This is a genomic window from Candidatus Thermoplasmatota archaeon, from assembly GCA_038884455.1.
Lineage (GTDB): Archaea > Thermoplasmatota > E2 > DHVEG-1 > DHVEG-1 > JAWABU01.
This window is the reverse complement of sequence record JAWABU010000015.1, coordinates 1-16,822: the sequence shown is the minus strand read 5'-3', so window position 1 is coordinate 16,822 and position 16,822 is coordinate 1. Positions and strand designations below refer to the sequence as shown.

The window sequence follows — 16,822 nt, the reverse complement described above, 5'->3', positions numbered from 1 at the left end:
TAAAAGATGATTCAAAAATAGCTATATCAACATTGTGCTTCGTACCTTCTTAGAAAAAATCTGTTAGTTTTGTGTTTTTTATTTTATCGCTCTGAAACAAAGAATCGATTGATTTTTCAACCAGAATTATTCTCTGGCGCGCGTACATGGGAAGATTGTACCGATCAGCGATTTCTCGTGAAATCTCTAGATATTTTTTCACCGACATTTCGTGGACAGTTAAGGTAAGTTTTCCGTTGCATTGCAAACAAGAACCTTGGAGTGGCATCCGCCGGTAGGTTATATTACAGGTTGGACAGCGAACTGATTGCTTGCTAAACGCTCTAAGATTTCCAAGGATATCTGGAAGGAAATGACGTTCTATCACCTTGTAGGCAACGTCTGCTTCATCGACAGCACGAATTTTTGCAGCAAGACTGAGTTGAACATTCATTTTATCCATCATCGTTTTCAATGTTTTATACAAGGATTCTTTAGGACCAGCAGCAATATCTGTAGTATCATGAGTAAATCCAAAGTGTTCATATTGTAGCTCTGTACCGAGTCGTGAAGACACTAATCCCATGATTGATTCCAGATTTTTTGCTTGTTCATGTCTTCGAGTTGCCTCATAGAATGCTAATGGATATCGAGATAAGGTGTCAAGATTATGCGCTTCCTTGTCGACTTCTGAGGGATCAAGACGGGTTGTAAGAATAAGTGGCAAATCCATTTTTCCCCCCCGTTTATCAGGGATATACGATAAAGAAAAATTGAGCAGAGCATCCATAAGAAGCATTAAACCATCTTCATCGCCATCTGCGTTCCGGCGCTTCGTTGCATGATAAAAAGGATGAGCATAGCAGACCTGAGCGTTGGTATAACCAATGATTCTTCCTAAAGCTCCTGCAGAGGTATGTGGGGCAAGTCCTACAACAAGATGACCTGTGAGATCTTGAGGTTTTTTCACTTTATAGAATCGATCTAAACCGTAGAATTTCGCCAGAAGATCATCAATGAATTTTGAAACCTGAATGAAAAAATCTGCACAAGTATTGGAGATAATCACATCCTGTACTTTTAACTCGCAGATTTGTTCATCATGTTCAAGATTATTTCCTAGATAATCTTTAGTGTATCCAAGTTCTCGTAGTCGTTTCACTGGAGTGTTAATCTCTTTTGGTTTAAAATGTGTAAGCGGGGCGTCGGTCATATCAAAACGGATTGTTCCATCTTTGAAAACATGAACATCGTGTTTTGCGCGAAGGATACCTTTTTCTAGAGGTTCTGGTGTTTTATATTTTGATATTGTGCCGATGACACCTTTGATTGTCTCGGGCAGGTTTCGTTCTTTGATGTTCTCTTTGGCAATTGTTAGTTCTTCACCGATATTGATTTGGTGGGTTTCAATACGTCCTTCAATAGGTTCTGTGTGTCCTCCACAGCTACACGATATTTTATAGGTGGTTGCGTGGCATTGAGTACATTTTCGTTTTCCTACTTCTACTTCAATTACTGCGTTTTCAGCAGCAGTTGAGAACAATCGTTGGTTGCCACCGTAGTTTCCAAGTGGAAAAAGTACATGAGGTGGGGGGCGCATTTTTCGCGCTGCTGCTTTTTCTGGCCGTCCCATCCTTGTCCCGATACGTGTTGGCGCTCGTGGCCTGATTGTGACGCCGCTGAGTTTTGAAACAAGAGAAATACTATCAGTTGATTCAGTTAGGTAAGAGAATCGTTTTGTTTCAACAATCGTATTATCTTGGATATCGAAACCAAGACATCTCAACAATGAATACGTATAGGTATCAAAAATAAGTTTTCCCTCTCGTTGACGATGTAATGCTCCAAGTTCGATAAGGATGTTTTTTATTTTTTCATCATGCGGAATTACCAGATGGTGTATGTTTTCTTCTTTGCTGAGTTTTCCATGCTGCTTGATATATGTTGCAAGTTGTACAATGTCTTCCGATGAGATATCATGCCAAAAAAGATTATACTTAGGGTGCAGGGGGATGCGATACTGTTCTGAAATGAGAAATGCTTCTTCTGCAGTTGGATGCTCAAGATTGATAGTTTTTTGAAGATCTCCTTGAATTTTTTTCTGACAAGCTTGATCTGCCTGGAGAATATGATGATACGTGTATTGTGGCGGCTGGATCGATAATGATTTTTGAAGTTCTTGTATCCACCATTCATAGGTGTAACTTGCATCAGGCAAGAGTGCATTGTTTTCAATAAATTCCCCAAACGGAATGAGTATTTCTCCAAGATCTATAATTTTTTTTATATCTTTTGGCACGTTGCTTATATTATTGATTTGGACGAGATCACCATTTGTAAGTAGAACAATAGGCCCTTCAATACTATCACAGGGGGTCCCGATTGTTCCTTTTCCTGGCCGTTCTGTTTTCATCTGTGTTCCAACTGTAATAAAACCATCGAGAATGTACATAGCTGCAGGGTTTATTGCAGTAGATGCAAGACCTGCAGTTCGTGCACGTCCATATCGAAGTCGAAATCCTCCTTTTCGTGAAGGATGTGAAAGAACAGGTCGTCCTGCTATCACTTCTCCAATATATTTTGACGATGGTGGTATTGGAGGGATTTCAGAAGTTTTTTTATCAGGTTCTACGCCTTTGTTTACGAAGGTTTCAAGAAATTCCCAACCTGTCAGATTAAGTTTTTTAATATGTTTATAGATTTTTGGAGCTTTTAAACAGAGTCCTTCAGCAATAACAAGACAAGCACCACCTCGAAGACGGTTGGTTTCGACTCGAGGTAGATCACGGTATCCTGTTACCTCTTCATCCTCTGTTCCTTCACCATTGATGCAAATGGGACAGTTTTTCACAACTAATTCGATCTCATCTGCTGTTGGTAAATATTGAAGATGTTGAACGCGTTTATAGAGAGGAATTTCTTCTTTATATCGTTCAATTTCACCAGTTGTTGGTTGGTATGCAGCAAGACCAAGTTGCCGTCTGACAACATCAGCAAGGAGTACACTCATCGCTTGTCCGGTTCCACCTGCACTTCGGATTGGACCTGAAAAATATAGATCAACATATTTTGTACCATCTTTATTTGTTCCGAGTTTTACTTCTGCGATTCCTTCGAGAGGTGCAACAAGGACACCTTCTGTGAGAATAGCAAGACCGGTTCTAATCGCTTGATCAAGAGCTTTTTCAGTGGAATGGAATGTATAGATTGTTCCACTTGCGATTTGTTTTGCGATCTCTAGTGATACTAATTCACGGTTGTTAATTTTTTTTGTGATGGTTCTAATAAGCGGTGCAATATTTTCAGGTCCGACGAGTTGTTCAACACGAGCTGCAAGATCAAGTGCTTGTGGAATTTCTACTGAAAACGTCGGATCTTTTCCTTGTTTTCTTGCTTGTTGTGCAATTGAATAGCATCGGTTGATCTCTTGTTGCAACTCTGAGAAATATTGTTGCATCGTTGAACTTGCCACGACGTTGCTGGTTAACTCCCCATCCATATCTTTTCTCGCCCGAAAAAATGATTGATAGTAGAAATAGAAAGCATATGTTTAAACTTTTGCGTTCGTTTTGTTATAACTTTTTAATTTTTCTTTTGGTGTTCAAGAGATACTTTTACTAAAATCCATAGTTGTTGCAGTTCCTGTTTTCAGATCGACGATTGGAAGTTTAGCAGAATCTGGGACAAAGTTCAGCATTTTTTGATAAGTTGTTTGTGCCTGCCAGCTAGAAGCATTGATAAGAGTTACTCCTCGATACGTGTCTATTTTTGCAGTATGAACATGTCCGGTAACAAAGATGTCGGGAACGCGATCAATAATCATATAATCGATATGTTCTGGGGCAAGTGGGGTGTACCCTCCATACACTGGTGAGAGATGTCTTTTTTTCAGCATGATTTTCATAGCTTCAGTTGGTTCATTGTAATTCACGTGTTGAATCTGGGTTGCAAAATCAAGCAAACTTTGCCCATGATACGACAGTATTTCAACAGAATGTATGGTGAAGTAACACGGATTTCCAATAAATCGGAAATCTTTTCCCTGGAAAAGATCACGGATTTCTTTTTCAAACGTGGGTTGAGGTTCAGCAGGCCGTACAGCATCATGATTTCCTGGCTGAAGCAGGATTGTAATATGATCAGGAATGAGACTGAGCTGCTGGGCTAATGCTTCGTATTGCGCATAGATATTACTTATGGCGAGTTCTTTTTCTTGATTTGGATAAATGCCGATGCCATCGACAAGATCTCCTGGAAGGATGAGATATTTAATTCTACTTGCAACATCTTTTTGTCGAGAGTTTCCCAGATTTCCGTTGATCCACTGCAGAAACTGCGTCCATTCATTGTGCATAAACATTTTACTTCCGATGTGAATATCTGAAAGAAATGCAGCACAGAGTGGCAGTTCTATTTTCTTTTTTTCGTTATGGATTCTAATATCAGGAAAAATAATATTTTGAATAATAATTAAATCACCATTTTTACTGATCTTTCCAACTACACCGATAATTTCGTCAGTAAGAACTTCAGATGCAAGGGAGAATGCTTCAGGGTTGTTTTTTAACGCAAGTAGTGTTGCAGTTCCTGTTTCATCTTCAAGTTCGATGAGTTTATGACCATTTGACGTAGTTTTAACCGTTTTAACCATGCCGATAAGCTGTATTTCAGTTTGATTTTTTTTGATTCTACCGATGGGCTGAATATTTGAGATTTCCCGTCGTTGTGAACGGATAATTTTACATATAGATTCATATCGATCTCTGAAGAGTTTAACGAAATCTTGTGTTGTTCCTTCACACATACTGTTTCCTGTGATGTCTTTGATGATATTGATTTCAGGGGCGTATTCTTGAGCAAGGGGTTTCCATCCTCTGCTTGGCGATATTTTTAAAGGTTGCAGATGGGTTATTACTGGTTTGTCATTTTCTGAGCTTTGTTCTTCAGAATCTTCTTCATCTTCTTCAAGTTCTTCAGAAAGTTCACCAATTTTTATTTTACCACCGTACACTTCAGAAAGAAGTTTTTTTTGTACTTCTTTCTTTAAAATAATGTTTTCTTCTGGTTTTTTTTGATCTAGGGATCTGAACGGTTGAAGATTTTGTTCGAGATCTTTTACTGTTTCAACGGTTAGAACCAAAGGATATTCTTTGAGATTTTGAAGTAAAATTGAGGCAAATTCGTCAGGTTTTTCTTTTGATGAAATATACTCAAATGCATCTGGTTGAATGAAAGTTCCATGTTCTGAGAATATTTTTAGAATGTTGTTCATATCTTGCCCCAATTATTTTTTTTGATACTGAATCGAAGTTTATATTTTTAGCATTATGGTCTATCTTGGTTTTTTTAGGATCAATCACCAAATATGATTCAAATAGTTCTCAAACAGCTAAACTTTATTTGGAGTACTGCTGTTATTTTGTTATCTGAATTATTATATCATTTATTTTGATTCTTATCTTGAAATCGAAGTTATAAGAATATCAAAAGTACCCCTGGGCCATAATCAAGTATTTTGTTTTTTTTAAGGTATGGTTAAAGAGATATAAAGGGGAAGTTGATTATAGGAGTCCTTATGACTCAGTTAACTGTTGCAAAGCAAGGAAAATCGACTTTTCAGATGAAACAAATCGCGAAATCTGAACATATTGAGATTGATGATATAATCCGAGGTGTTGCCGCAGGACGTATTGTCATTCCATATAATCCGATTCATGATCCCTGTTCTCTTGGTATTGGGCAAGGTTTACGGGTTAAAGTTAACGCAAATATTGGCTCGTCTCGTGAACATTGTAATATTGATGAAGAAATTGAAAAAGCCGTAGTTGCTGCAGAGGCAGGTGCTCATGCAGTAATGGATTTATCAACAGGAGGTGACCTTGATTGTATCCGTTGTTCTATATTAAAAAAGATACAAATTCCTTTTGGTACAGTTCCTGTGTATCAAGCAGGTATCGAGGCAGTTGAGAAACACGGTGCAATTGTTGATATGTCTGAGGATGATATTTTTAACAATATTGAAAAACATGCAAAACAGGGAGTTGATTTCCTTGTTGTTCATGCTGGTATCACCAAGGAAAGTATACTTCGACTTCAGCGACAAAAGCGATTAATACCCATGGTTTCTCGCGGAGGTTCTTTTCATATGGCATGGATACTACATCATGGAAAAGAGAATCCGTTGTACTCGAATTTTGAATACCTTTTGGAACTGGCTAAGCGATATGACGTTACCTTAAGTCTTGGTGATGGAATGCGATCAGGTGCGATACATGATTCAAATGATCGGGCAAAATTCCAAGAACTTTTGATTATAGGTGAATTAGTTGATCGTTGTCGAGAGGCTGGTGTCCAATGCATGGTGGAAGGTCCTGGTCACATGCCGTTATCAGATATTGAATCAAATATCAAAGTCATGAAAGCTGTTACTCAAGGCGCTCCGTATTTTGTTCTCGGGCCACTCGTGACCGATATAGCGCCAGGTTATGATCATTTTGTAGGCGGTATCGGCGGTGCTCTTGCAGGTTTTTATGGTGCTGACTTTTTGTGCTATGTGACTCCAGCTGAACATCTTGCATTACCAGATAAAAATGACGTTCGTGAAGGAGTGATTGCAACGAGAATTGCTGCACATGCCGCTGATATTGCTCGGGGTCTTGATCGAGATATTGATCACTCTTTTAGTGTTGCTCGCGAGAAGCTTGATTGGGAGAAGATGTTTAAGCTCTGTATTGATCCTGTTAAAGCTCGGGAGTATCGGACAAAGCGATTCCCCTGTGAAGATACAAATGCGTGTTCTATGTGTGGTTCACTTTGTGCACTTGAGCTTGTGCAAAAACATCTTGAAAAGAAACAATAATGCTTTTTTATGCTCGTGTATTGTTGGATAGAATATCAATTGCATTAAATACACCTCTGCTATTCTTGGTTTCTTATGCATGATGAAACTGCTTGCAATAGACATCTGGTCGCTCCGATTGTTCTCATGGCTTGTTTTTTCCTAATAATTCATGGTTTAGGTCTACTTGTTATTAGACCATTTCAAGATGTTGGTGTTCAACCTGCTTTTGAGGAACCTAACGATCCGATGAATCTTGTTATCATTTTTACTCTTCTCCTTGCGACGACAGGGATTATCCTTCTGATTGCTCGTTTTTGGAAAAAAAAAGTGATCCAGATTATTATTCTTGGAGCTGTTGGATATACATCGTTTTTTATTCTGTATCCTTTGCTTTTGTTTTTTTTCGGAGAGACACTTGACCTGATTGCGTTTCTTTTAGCGGTTCTTATAACTGTTTCTCTTCTCATTGTATTATATAAATATCCTGAATGGTATATCATAGATATCTGTGGGGTTCTTGTCGGTGCAGGCGCTATTGCTATTTTAGGTATGTCACTGACTGTTTTCTTGGTTATCATTTTACTTATCATTTTAGCGCTGTATGATGCAATATCGGTCTATAAAACCAAACATATGATTGATCTTGCAGATACAGTTATGGATTTAAAACTCCCGGTCTTGTTAGTTGTACCAAAAATATGGCGTTATTCTCTGCTCCAAGAAACAAAAAGTTTGAAGGAAAAATTAAAAGAAAATCAAGAACGCGATGCATTTTTTATGGGTCTAGGTGATGTTGTCATGCCTGGTATCTTAGTTGTTTCAGTGTATCATTCTGTAGAATATGCATTACCTGTTGCGTTGTCAGTTATTGCAGGAACTCTCGTTGGTTTTGCTGTTCTTATGATCTTTGTAATAAAAGGGAAACCGCAAGCAGGACTTCCGTGTCTGTGTGGCGGTGCTATCTTTGGCTATATTGTTGGAAGTTTTCTTTTTTTTGGAGAACTTGTAGGTCTCTCATATGTTTTTTAATATTCTGTCCGAAAATGATTATCTTCACACCAGACTCTCCGATCAAAATGATGTAATGGCTTTTGACATACTGGACATCGAGTCTTTTCGATGAAATGTTCGATCCAGAGATCTCGTACTTGTGGAACTGATTCGTGTTCAATTCGATGAATCATTTCTTGAAGCTGTGGCGTGACTGCAAGTTTTCTTAAATTTGAGATATTAATGTTTTTTATTTTTGGAACATACCGTGAAGCATACGATACTTTGATTTTTTCGTCGTTAATTTTCTGCCCTTGTCCGCCTAGAAGTATCATTGCAAGAACAATACCACTAACTAAACCACCGAGATGCGCAAAGTGTGCCGTGTTACTTTGTCCTCCCATAAAAACAAACAAAGTTTCCATAAGTGCAAAGAGCATTGCTGCATAAATGACTTTAATCCGCATGATAAACATAATTCCTATGGGTACAGGCATAACGATTTCATCATGTGGGTAGGCAGCAGCAAATGCTCCGAGAATGCCAAAGATTGCACCTGAAGCCCCAATAAGTGGTGTTGTCGAGGTGAGATCGAGTAGCGAATGAGCCAACGCTCCACACATGCCAGTTATGATATATATTATGAAAAATCGTTTCCATCCGATACGGTCTTCCAATGCAATTCCCATGAAGAAAAAAACGAGCATATTTCCAAAAATATGGATTGGATCTGCATGGAGAAACATAGAGGTAAATAAGGTATACAGTTGTGGTGCTTGTTCCAAAGAAAAGTACATCGGTCGGAATCCAAGTTCGGCAATAAGGCCACGATCAATAAAAAAAGAACCAATAAAAACAACAATATTTGCAATAATGAGACCAAAAGTTATTTTTATGTTTTTTAAGCGAGTGATAAGTAATGATATGATAATGATTCCTATGCAGATGAGCGACGCTGCTGAGAGGGTGTTAATGATTATTTCCATGAACGTTTTCTCCAGTCATTCATGATGATAACGACCGTTATAATAAATATACAGACAATAGCTAAGATGTTTTTATACTCTCCTGTAGTTTCTTGCGGGTTTTGATTGCTTCGATCTAATAATATCCCAAAGATGTCAAATGATGTATTACGTTCAAAATTTTTAGATTGTTGTTTTATTTCTTGATGATTTTTTTTCTGATTGTAATTCCAGTCGTAGAAAAAAACCTCAGCATAATACGTTGCAATATCTTGATTTTCAACGATTACTCCTGCTTCTCGATTTTTTCGTACAGAGTTTTCATTCCAGTTTATACTTGAAATGAGTACAGATGTATTATCAACAATCACGCCCTTATTATGGATATTCGTAAAAATCGACCAATTCGTATAAAAGAAACGTACTTGTATGCCAAATTGCTCAATGTACGATTTTACTTTCATTTGTTGTGAATTTCCTGAATCATATTTTGGGTTGAAATTTAAAAGAATTTTTACGTCAACACCTTCCTGTGCTTTTTGGATAAGTTTTTGAACAAAAGGATTTATTGTTGCCTCCCAGTCTTTGTAGATATAGAGTTGTTCAATATAGATAGTTTGTTGAGCAGAATCGATGAGATGACATATTGCTTGCTCGCTTGTATCTGGGGAAAATATCGGTGTTATTGTACAGTGAGTTATATAGGTTTTTGGTGAAAATCGAGGAGTATAACGACCTGTTGGAATTGAGGTATCAAGATCAATGTCGTCCAGAGATATCGAAAAATTCATTGCCTCGAAGGTGTAACTATCGCAGCGTTGTGGATTCCAATCATCATTAAATACAGAAGTAAAAGAATTAGCAATAGTTGTATTTCTCATTATAATTCCCCATTCTCGATTACCAAAACTTGGATTACACGGAACTGCTGTTTTTACATAGTTGCAACTTTGAACGATAACTGACTGATCATCGATAATACAATATTTTGCATGATTATAGGGATACCGCGCATACACATTGTTTTTAGGGTCACTAACGATAAAGCGAATCTCTGCTCCAAGGTCATGCAGTTTCTGTAAAATGATTTTTTGTTGGTTGTCGATACCTCCTACAGGTGATCCTTCCATAAAAATACGAACTGATATATTTCGTTGTAATGCTGCTAGTAGCTCATCACCCAGAGATGGATTGGTAAATTCATACATATTCAAAACAATAGATTTTGTTGCATTTCGAAGTTCATTACATACTGCAAAATAGCTACAATCAGGTGAAACGAAAGTTGTGACCGATGCTGAAACATTATACGATACAAGCGGAAAATCTGATTGGCCTATCCCATATCGGCGAGGGTGAATCCAATCTACGGAGGTATTAGTATCACACGGTCTATTATTCTTAAAATTTCGTTTTAAAATAACGCCAGCACCTGATGCATTTACTGGAGGGCCGCTCCATCCAACAAGCGTCAGGTTGCTCTTTCCATATATGATCAAATCGATAGTATGATTCCACGGGTCTTTTAACGCAAGCGCTTCTCCTATATTACTAAGACTAAATGCTTTTTGCGCTATCATGTTTGGAATATTGAAAATCGAATCATGGAGATATTCAAAATCAGGTTGCAGTCCTGTTTCAAAAAGATAATCTGTAGCATTTTGTGTTATGAGGAGTTTTGATTGGCTAAAAAGAATAGTTCTGTTTGGGAAAAAAATTTTTGTTTGTTTTTGATACGGCTTTTGTGGATTATTTGTGAGATACCAACCCGATATGTCGATAAATTTTTCTGTTGGGTTGTAGATGGTGATAAACTCATTTTTTATACATGGATGTGTATGATAATAAATTTCAGTAATGAGGATATCTTTGCCTGGGTCAGGTAGTGTTTTATGGAGAAGTATTTGAACAGAGTTATTGTTATTTGTTTCGTTAAATTCTTCGATTTTGTTTTCTTCATCAACGACAACAAGTAGAGTATGCAGCCCAGGAGAAACATTTTGGGTGTCCCATTCAAGGGATGGATATTTTTGATATTTTCCGATTGAATCGAATGATCTCCTCCCAAGAAAATGATTTCGGTCTTGTTGGTCATAATAAAACGTTACCGTGACGTTGGTTGCATTGTAATTTCCTTGATTTTTTGTAAATGCTTTAATAGTGATTATTTCTCCATGATTGTAGGTGTAATTTTCTTTATTATTTTCATTGAGACATTTAATTGTTGGTATGACCAGATCTGGTGCAAGCACCTCTATTGTTATCTGTAATGATGTTGTCATAATTGGATCTGTTGATGATGTTGCATGAAGCGTAATGATACCTAATGAATACTCTTTTTTTAGAGACGGAAATACAGTAAGTTTTACTTCGCAGGTAGCATTTTGATGAAGGTAGACTAGTGAGGTATGTATGAGTACCGACCACTCAGGAGGAATATCGTTAATTTTTATGAGATAGTTATCGGGAAATTTTCCTGTATTTGTAATGTTGATTGGTATTGTTATGTTCTTTCCTCGCAGTACTTGATAAAAAGTTGTGGAACTGCTGAGACGGACATCGTATTCTCCTGGTTCTACTGTGATATTTGTTATCTCGTAGACAATACTATTATTGTCGTCGATAAACTGGAGTGAATAATTAGTTCCAATTGGTGTTGGGATTTTGTAGTATCCATTATAGATTATTGCATTATCGTCAATATCATTATTTTCAGTTCTGTAAAAACCGGTGCATTGGCCTAAACTGTTTTTTACGCAGATGAGTGTATTTTCAAGAATTGTGTCATTCTTTTTTGCGATACCGACAATGTATCCCCCTGCTGTTCCGTTGGTTGTTGTATTATCCAGGTCCATAAGAGTAACAGTAGTTAGATGTTCGTATGTTTTCAGGTCGATTTTTATTTTTATGACCAGATATGCTCTTGTGCTATCTCTGATGTATTGTTGATATTCTTGGTAATCTTTTTTAAATCTGAGTGGTACATAGAGTGTATATTTATCTTTGTTATCGACAGTGATATTTTGATAGTAATATGCATATTGCCAAAGATGATTCATGTATATTTGTGTTGCTGGATAATTGTGGGAGACATTTCCTACAACGTAGGCTTTCAATTGAAGTTGTGATAGAAGCGTGATGTTTTTAAGGGTAATTTTGATGAGGAATGGCGAACTATATTGTTTGTTTCTTGGTATTTTTGCAATATACTGTGGATAGAGCTCGCAGGCAATCTCTGGTTCTACAAATGGTATGTTATTATTTTGGCTTCCGGGTGTTGGGTTTAGTTCATCATAGAAATCGATTGAAGTATCATTAGTGTGTTGGAGGTGGTACCTTGATAAGGAATGGTTTTCGTCAATGAGGTGAAAAGGAGTTCCAGGTATATCTGGATAATCTTCTCCCCATTCTATTGCATCGATGATGATTCGTTGTTGATTTTTTAATATGAGTTTATCTTTTGTGTTGCTCAGACCATTGCCGATGCTATTGTCATGTACATAGAGTCGTACTGTGTTGTCTGGGGTAGTGCAGTTTTCATAAAACATTGTTCCATGATCTGTTATGAGTGCATATCCATTTGGAGGAATGATGGTTGTTCCGTTTCCATGATCTCTATCTCCTTCGAGAAGATCTTCTGAGTAATTATCAGTTATTGTCCATCCTGATATATTGATAGATTGGTTTGTTGGATTGTAGAGTTCTACCCATTCGTAATAATTGTCATCATAGATGGGATTGTACATAACTTCGTTAATGAATATACACGGTAAGGTATGGTCGTTTATAGATACAACTATTTTTTCATTTATAAATATAAATATAAAAAATAAAATAAAAATAATCACAAAGAGTTTTATTCCTGTGATTATCTGTTTCATAAGACTCCTACTCCATATATAGAAGAGGGCGGAGTGGGAATTGAACCCACGTATACGGATCTGCAGTCCGCCACATAGCCGCTTTGTTACCCGCCCACAGCTGAAGTGTAATGAAGACAGCATTAATTAAAGGTTTTTCAATATCCATAGTTTTTGATATTTTTAGTGAGGTGCTCTTTCATCATTAGAAAGTTATTCGTTCGATGATTCTTGGTACCAATAACCTGCTGAATCGTAGCGGAGGGATGTTTGTTCCGCTAGAGTTTCTCGCATACAATTTTTTATTTTTATAGTATCTTTTATCATATTTAAGGATTATGCTTTATTTATGTGGATTTTTAATTTTAAAAAGGGCTTGATTCATAATTCCACTCAGGAGGATTTCCATTAATATGGAATGAGTGCATCCATTTATTTTGGTGAAACAAAAGGATGCACTCGCAAGAGCAACTTCAGCTCTTGCTCGAAAGCCCTATCATGCAAGAGGTTTTAGATATTTTGAAAAATGAGGGCAAGGCAGTTCTCCAACATCTTGATCTATCCTATGTAGATCAACTATTTGCACAGAGCAAGAAGACAAGAAAAGGAAGACCAAGAGTATATCCTCCTAGTGATAACTTAAAGGCATTGCTTTATGGTCTTGCTGAAGGAAAAGACACGCTACGAGGGATTTCAAGAACTATTCAAACATCTGTGGATCAAGTCTTTCTTGGATTTGAACAAGGTGGCATGAGCTATGCCACCTTGGAACGATTCTGGCATCAAATTTGCTACTGTTGCAGAATCGGTGTTCAAAGAATTTGCACAGATAGTCAAAAGTCTTGGGATACTCGGAACCGTTCAAGCAGTAGACAGTACGAGTATCTCCACACCATACCTCGATGACCCTGATGCGGTATGGAGCTATGATGCAACCAAGAAAGAATATTACTTTGGGTATGGTCTGCTGCTTGTTGTAGATGTTGAAACGCAGCTGCCCATCGCTTGCACGATTCGTGCAGCGGAAACAAGCATCTAAGGAGGAATGGTCAATGGTTATTAGGGAAGGAATGCTTGTGAAAAAACCAACCGTATTACTTGGTGATTCTGGGTTGGATATCGTTGAGATGCAAGAGCAACTCATCGACGAACATGTGCTACCCGTCATCTCCTACAATCCAAGGAATACTGATAAACCACTCGATATCAAATACCGAGTTGAAGACCTTGTTCGCAGAAGAACCAACAAGATCACATTGCACCAGAAAGAACTTGATAACACATACAAACAACGAGCAGCTGTTGAAAACACCAACAATGTCCTCAAACAAATGGGACTTGAAGATCTCCACGTGAAAGGATGGAATGCGGTGAAGATCCACGTATTCATTATTTTGATTCTGCGTCTTGCGATTGCCATCGCAAGATATTACAAAGATCGGGACTGTAATATCAGGAGAATTTCATTAGGATGATGAATTATGAATCAAGCCCTTTAAAAAGAAAAAGGCTCGTAAAAGAGGGTGTAGGGAACATCATATCTATCACATACTATTTTTCAATTCATTTTTTTTGTTTTGTTTTAAACTGATAACATGAAGGAAAATTCTTCTTTATGTTGATGGTATTTAAATTGATGATACTTTTTCACTATGATATTTTTACACCATATCTATAAATAGATGATTTTTAACAAATTAGTATGGTGAGATGGTATATGAAAAATCATAGGCAAAAAACCATAGAAAATTCTAAGTATTACCCCAATAAAATTGATGATGAACCTGTATTGGTCGAAAAATCCTGGGGTTCACATTAAAAAATAATAGAAGAAAATTTTTACTTTATTTTTACCTTTGTTGTTTTATATTCGGGTTTGGGTTCCATCTTTGGAATAGATAAGTGGAGTACCCCGTCTTTTAGTTCGGCTTCGACAGTATCAGTTTTTACTTCTTCTGGGAACTCAACGTTTCTATAGAAACTCATGCTACTGCGTTCACGTCTGAGCCAGTTTTTGTTTTTATCTTCGTGACTTGTTTCATGCTGGGCTGAGATTTCAATTCCTGTTGGAGAAACATCAATATTGATTTTGTCTTTAGGTATTCCAGGTAATTCTAATTTCATTTCATATTTATCGCCAAGATCTGCAACGTCCATCATAGGTAGTCGCTGGTTACTTCCTGAACTCCATAGGCTAGTATGAGGTCTCCAGAAGAGGTCGTCGAAATTGCTGCGGAATTGTTCGAAGAGTTTGTCCATTTCTGCCCAAAGATCATATGGTCTTCGATCACTAATTTCACGTGTTTTTCCTTCTGTTGGTTGAATAGCTAATTTGTCTTTTTTTCCAATTATTGCCATAGGTTCCTACCTCCATTTTTGTTATTATATAAAATAGATATATATACACTTCTATAAAAACTTTACCATTGCTTGACTTTGTTAATCAATAATTCTTAAATATGAATCAGAATCAATTAGTCTCGCGTAGTCTTTTTTAGGATATCTAACGAGTGGTTTATTTGATGTCATAAATAAAAACTGGCAGTATTTCAGTCATAAACCCCGGGCGTTGATCATTACCCCAGTTTCTGCATCTTCAGTCCAATATCAACGCATCCGAGATGAGGTAAAGAAATTGATCCTTGTAGAAAGATCCTCTTTATACATCTAGATTGAGAAAAGAATACAAAAGAATTTAATTTCTTTTGAAAGAATAATTAGCTAAGAAGATTTTTTATAACACAGTATCTTTGCAGGATGTATGACTCGATTTGATGGTTTTGGAAGCGATAATCACGCAGGAGTTCATCCCAATATTCTATCAGCTCTGCATGCTGCAAATACCGGATACGCAGTTGCTTATGGTGATGATCCTTATACTGAGAGGGCAATAAAAAAATTAAAAAAAATTTTGGGACAAAAAGCTGATATCTTTTTTGTGTACAATGGAACCGCAGCAAACATTCTAGGATTAAAAAATGTAACACAATCCTTTCAGAGTGTTCTATGCGCGGAAACCGCACATCTTAACGTTCATGAATGTTGTGGTCCTGAACATTTCATTGGTTGTAAACTTACGATTGTTCCTACACCTGATGGAAAACTCACCGTCGATCTACTAAAACCTTATCTGGTTGAGCATGATGATGTCCATATGGCGCAACCTCATGTTGTTTCGATAACTCAGGCAACAGAACAAGGAACTGTGTATACATCTAATGAGATCAAAACACTCGCTGATTTTATCCATTCAAAAGGGATGATTCTTCATATGGATGGGGCACGACTTAGTAACGCTGCTGCTTTTTTACAAACGTCGCTTGCTGAAATTTCTGGTGATGCTGGTGTAGATGTCCTTTCTTTTGGCGGCACGAAAAATGGCCTAATGTTTGGTGAAGCTGTCATTTTTTTTCAAAAAAATTTCGCTCAAAATTTTGGATATATCCGAAAGCAAGGTATGCAACTTGCTTCAAAAATGAGGTTCATCGCTGTTCAATTTGATGCACTCATGACCGATAATCTCTGGTTGCACAATGCGACACATGCAAACAAGATGGCACAACTTCTTGGAGAAAAATTAGCTGAAATTCCCTCTGTAAAAATCACCCAGAAAATTCAAGCAAATATGGTCTTTGCAGTGCTTCCAAAGAAAATCATAACCGTATTACAAAAAAAATATTTTTTCCATATGTTCAACAGCAGAACATCAGAGATCCGCTTTGTCTGTTCATTTCAGACCAAAGAAGATGATGTAATGCGTCTTGTACAAACAGTCCATGCTTTAATTAAAAAAGGTAATTGCTCTACTTTATGAACAAGTAGCATGTGCTGCTAGTGTTTGCCGATTATCATCACACTGAATGCAGTAGAAATGCTCAAAATCATAGCTGACCTTCATCTCGTTGCTTTCAAAATTTTTTCCGCAGCAAGCGCAGTTTTCTGGTTTAATTTTCTTATAGTTATCTATCGTATGCATCCGATCACCTCGATTGACAAAAGAGTATATCGTTTTGATTTAACGCGGTATGTTGAGATGCTATTTATAATTATCGACTGATCTGGCTACATCCCGAAATGAATCCATAAATTCAGCATAACGTCTCATTTTGCTGTGAGAATCACGCACAGCAAACAGAAAAAATCATAATTCAACAAGCTTTTTTACAGATTTTTTCAACAAAACCATC

At 37.2% G+C, this 16,822-nt stretch carries 11 protein-coding genes and 1 tRNA gene; 5 read left to right on the top strand and 7 right to left on the bottom strand.

Annotated elements, in window-relative coordinates:
- Positions 1-49: 49 nt before the first annotated feature.
- Together QXL17_03820 and QXL17_03815 are read right to left on the bottom strand one after the other, a co-directional pair.
- Positions 50-3,478 (bottom strand): DNA polymerase II large subunit, encoded by a 3,429-nt coding sequence (locus tag QXL17_03820; GenBank protein MEM4258264.1) that lies wholly within the window; start codon positions 3,476-3,478, stop codon positions 50-52.
- A 102-nt stretch (positions 3,479-3,580) separates the two neighbouring features.
- Positions 3,581-5,251, bottom strand: coding sequence for a DNA-directed DNA polymerase II small subunit (locus tag QXL17_03815; GenBank protein MEM4258263.1), 1,671 nt, complete (start codon positions 5,249-5,251; stop codon positions 3,581-3,583).
- Positions 5,252-5,554: 303 nt separating this feature from the next.
- Between QXL17_03815 and thiC the strand changes: the two genes are divergently transcribed.
- Together thiC and QXL17_03805 are read left to right on the top strand one after the other, a co-directional pair.
- A complete protein-coding gene (gene thiC, locus QXL17_03810) occupies positions 5,555-6,838 on the top strand; it encodes a phosphomethylpyrimidine synthase (protein ID MEM4258262.1) in 1,284 nt (427 codons plus the stop codon).
- A 75-nt stretch (positions 6,839-6,913) separates the two neighbouring features.
- Complete coding sequence (locus QXL17_03805) at positions 6,914-7,849, top strand: presenilin family intramembrane aspartyl protease PSH (protein MEM4258261.1); 936 nt, start codon at positions 6,914-6,916, stop codon at positions 7,847-7,849.
- Here the strand turns inward: QXL17_03805 and QXL17_03800 are convergent.
- From QXL17_03800 to QXL17_03790, 3 genes are all read right to left on the bottom strand, one after another.
- Complete coding sequence (locus QXL17_03800; GenBank protein ID MEM4258260.1) at positions 7,846-8,796, bottom strand: rhomboid family intramembrane serine protease; 951 nt, start codon at positions 8,794-8,796, stop codon at positions 7,846-7,848. The two genes, QXL17_03805 and QXL17_03800, sit on opposite strands and share 4 nt — an antisense overlap.
- Positions 8,787-12,656, bottom strand: a complete 3,870-nt coding sequence (locus QXL17_03795; protein MEM4258259.1) for a phospholipase D-like domain-containing protein — start codon at positions 12,654-12,656, stop codon at positions 8,787-8,789. The genes QXL17_03800 and QXL17_03795 overlap by 10 nt, the downstream gene beginning before the upstream one ends.
- A gap of 25 nt (positions 12,657-12,681) precedes the next feature.
- A tRNA-Cys gene (locus QXL17_03790) sits at positions 12,682-12,752 on the bottom strand.
- A 640-nt stretch (positions 12,753-13,392) separates the two neighbouring features.
- On the opposite strand from QXL17_03790, the gene QXL17_03785 reads away from it, so the two are divergent.
- A complete protein-coding gene (locus QXL17_03785) occupies positions 13,393-13,674 on the top strand; it encodes a transposase (GenBank protein MEM4258258.1) in 282 nt (93 codons plus the stop codon).
- A complete protein-coding gene (locus QXL17_03780; protein ID MEM4258257.1) occupies positions 13,616-14,110 on the top strand; it encodes a transposase in 495 nt (164 codons plus the stop codon). The genes QXL17_03785 and QXL17_03780 overlap by 59 nt, the downstream gene beginning before the upstream one ends.
- Positions 14,111-14,474: 364 nt before the next feature.
- On the opposite strand, the gene QXL17_03775 is transcribed toward QXL17_03780, so the two are convergent.
- Entirely contained in the window at positions 14,475-14,993 is a 519-nt protein-coding gene (locus tag QXL17_03775) for an Hsp20/alpha crystallin family protein (GenBank protein ID MEM4258256.1), read from the bottom strand.
- A 403-nt stretch (positions 14,994-15,396) separates the two neighbouring features.
- Here QXL17_03775 and QXL17_03770 point away from each other — a divergent pair, with 403 nt between their 5' ends.
- A complete protein-coding gene (locus QXL17_03770) occupies positions 15,397-16,449 on the top strand; it encodes a low specificity L-threonine aldolase (protein MEM4258255.1) in 1,053 nt (350 codons plus the stop codon).
- On the opposite strand, the gene QXL17_03765 is transcribed toward QXL17_03770, so the two are convergent.
- Positions 16,444-16,611, bottom strand: a complete 168-nt coding sequence (locus QXL17_03765; GenBank protein ID MEM4258254.1) for a hypothetical protein — start codon at positions 16,609-16,611, stop codon at positions 16,444-16,446. The genes QXL17_03770 and QXL17_03765 overlap by 6 nt on opposite strands.
- Positions 16,612-16,822 lie beyond the last annotated feature (211 nt).

Bases quoted from the DNA above. Each gene is read 5' to 3' on its own strand.
- QXL17_03820 (MEM4258264.1), bottom strand. From the start codon at position 3,478: ATGGATGGGGAGTTAACCAGCAACGTCGTGGCAAGTTCAACGATGCAA.
- QXL17_03815 (MEM4258263.1), bottom strand. From the start codon at position 5,251: ATGAACAACATTCTAAAAATATTCTCAGAACATGGAACTTTCATTCAA.
- thiC (MEM4258262.1), top strand. From the start codon at position 5,555: ATGACTCAGTTAACTGTTGCAAAGCAAGGAAAATCGACTTTTCAGATG.
- QXL17_03805 (MEM4258261.1), top strand. From the start codon at position 6,914: ATGCATGATGAAACTGCTTGCAATAGACATCTGGTCGCTCCGATTGTT.
- QXL17_03800 (MEM4258260.1), bottom strand. From the start codon at position 8,796: ATGGAAATAATCATTAACACCCTCTCAGCAGCGTCGCTCATCTGCATA.
- QXL17_03795 (MEM4258259.1), bottom strand. From the start codon at position 12,656: ATGAAACAGATAATCACAGGAATAAAACTCTTTGTGATTATTTTTATT.
- QXL17_03785 (MEM4258258.1), top strand. From the start codon at position 13,393: ATGCCACCTTGGAACGATTCTGGCATCAAATTTGCTACTGTTGCAGAA.
- QXL17_03780 (MEM4258257.1), top strand. From the start codon at position 13,616: ATGTTGAAACGCAGCTGCCCATCGCTTGCACGATTCGTGCAGCGGAAA.
- QXL17_03775 (MEM4258256.1), bottom strand. From the start codon at position 14,993: ATGGCAATAATTGGAAAAAAAGACAAATTAGCTATTCAACCAACAGAA.
- QXL17_03770 (MEM4258255.1), top strand. From the start codon at position 15,397: ATGACTCGATTTGATGGTTTTGGAAGCGATAATCACGCAGGAGTTCAT.
- QXL17_03765 (MEM4258254.1), bottom strand. From the start codon at position 16,611: ATGCATACGATAGATAACTATAAGAAAATTAAACCAGAAAACTGCGCT.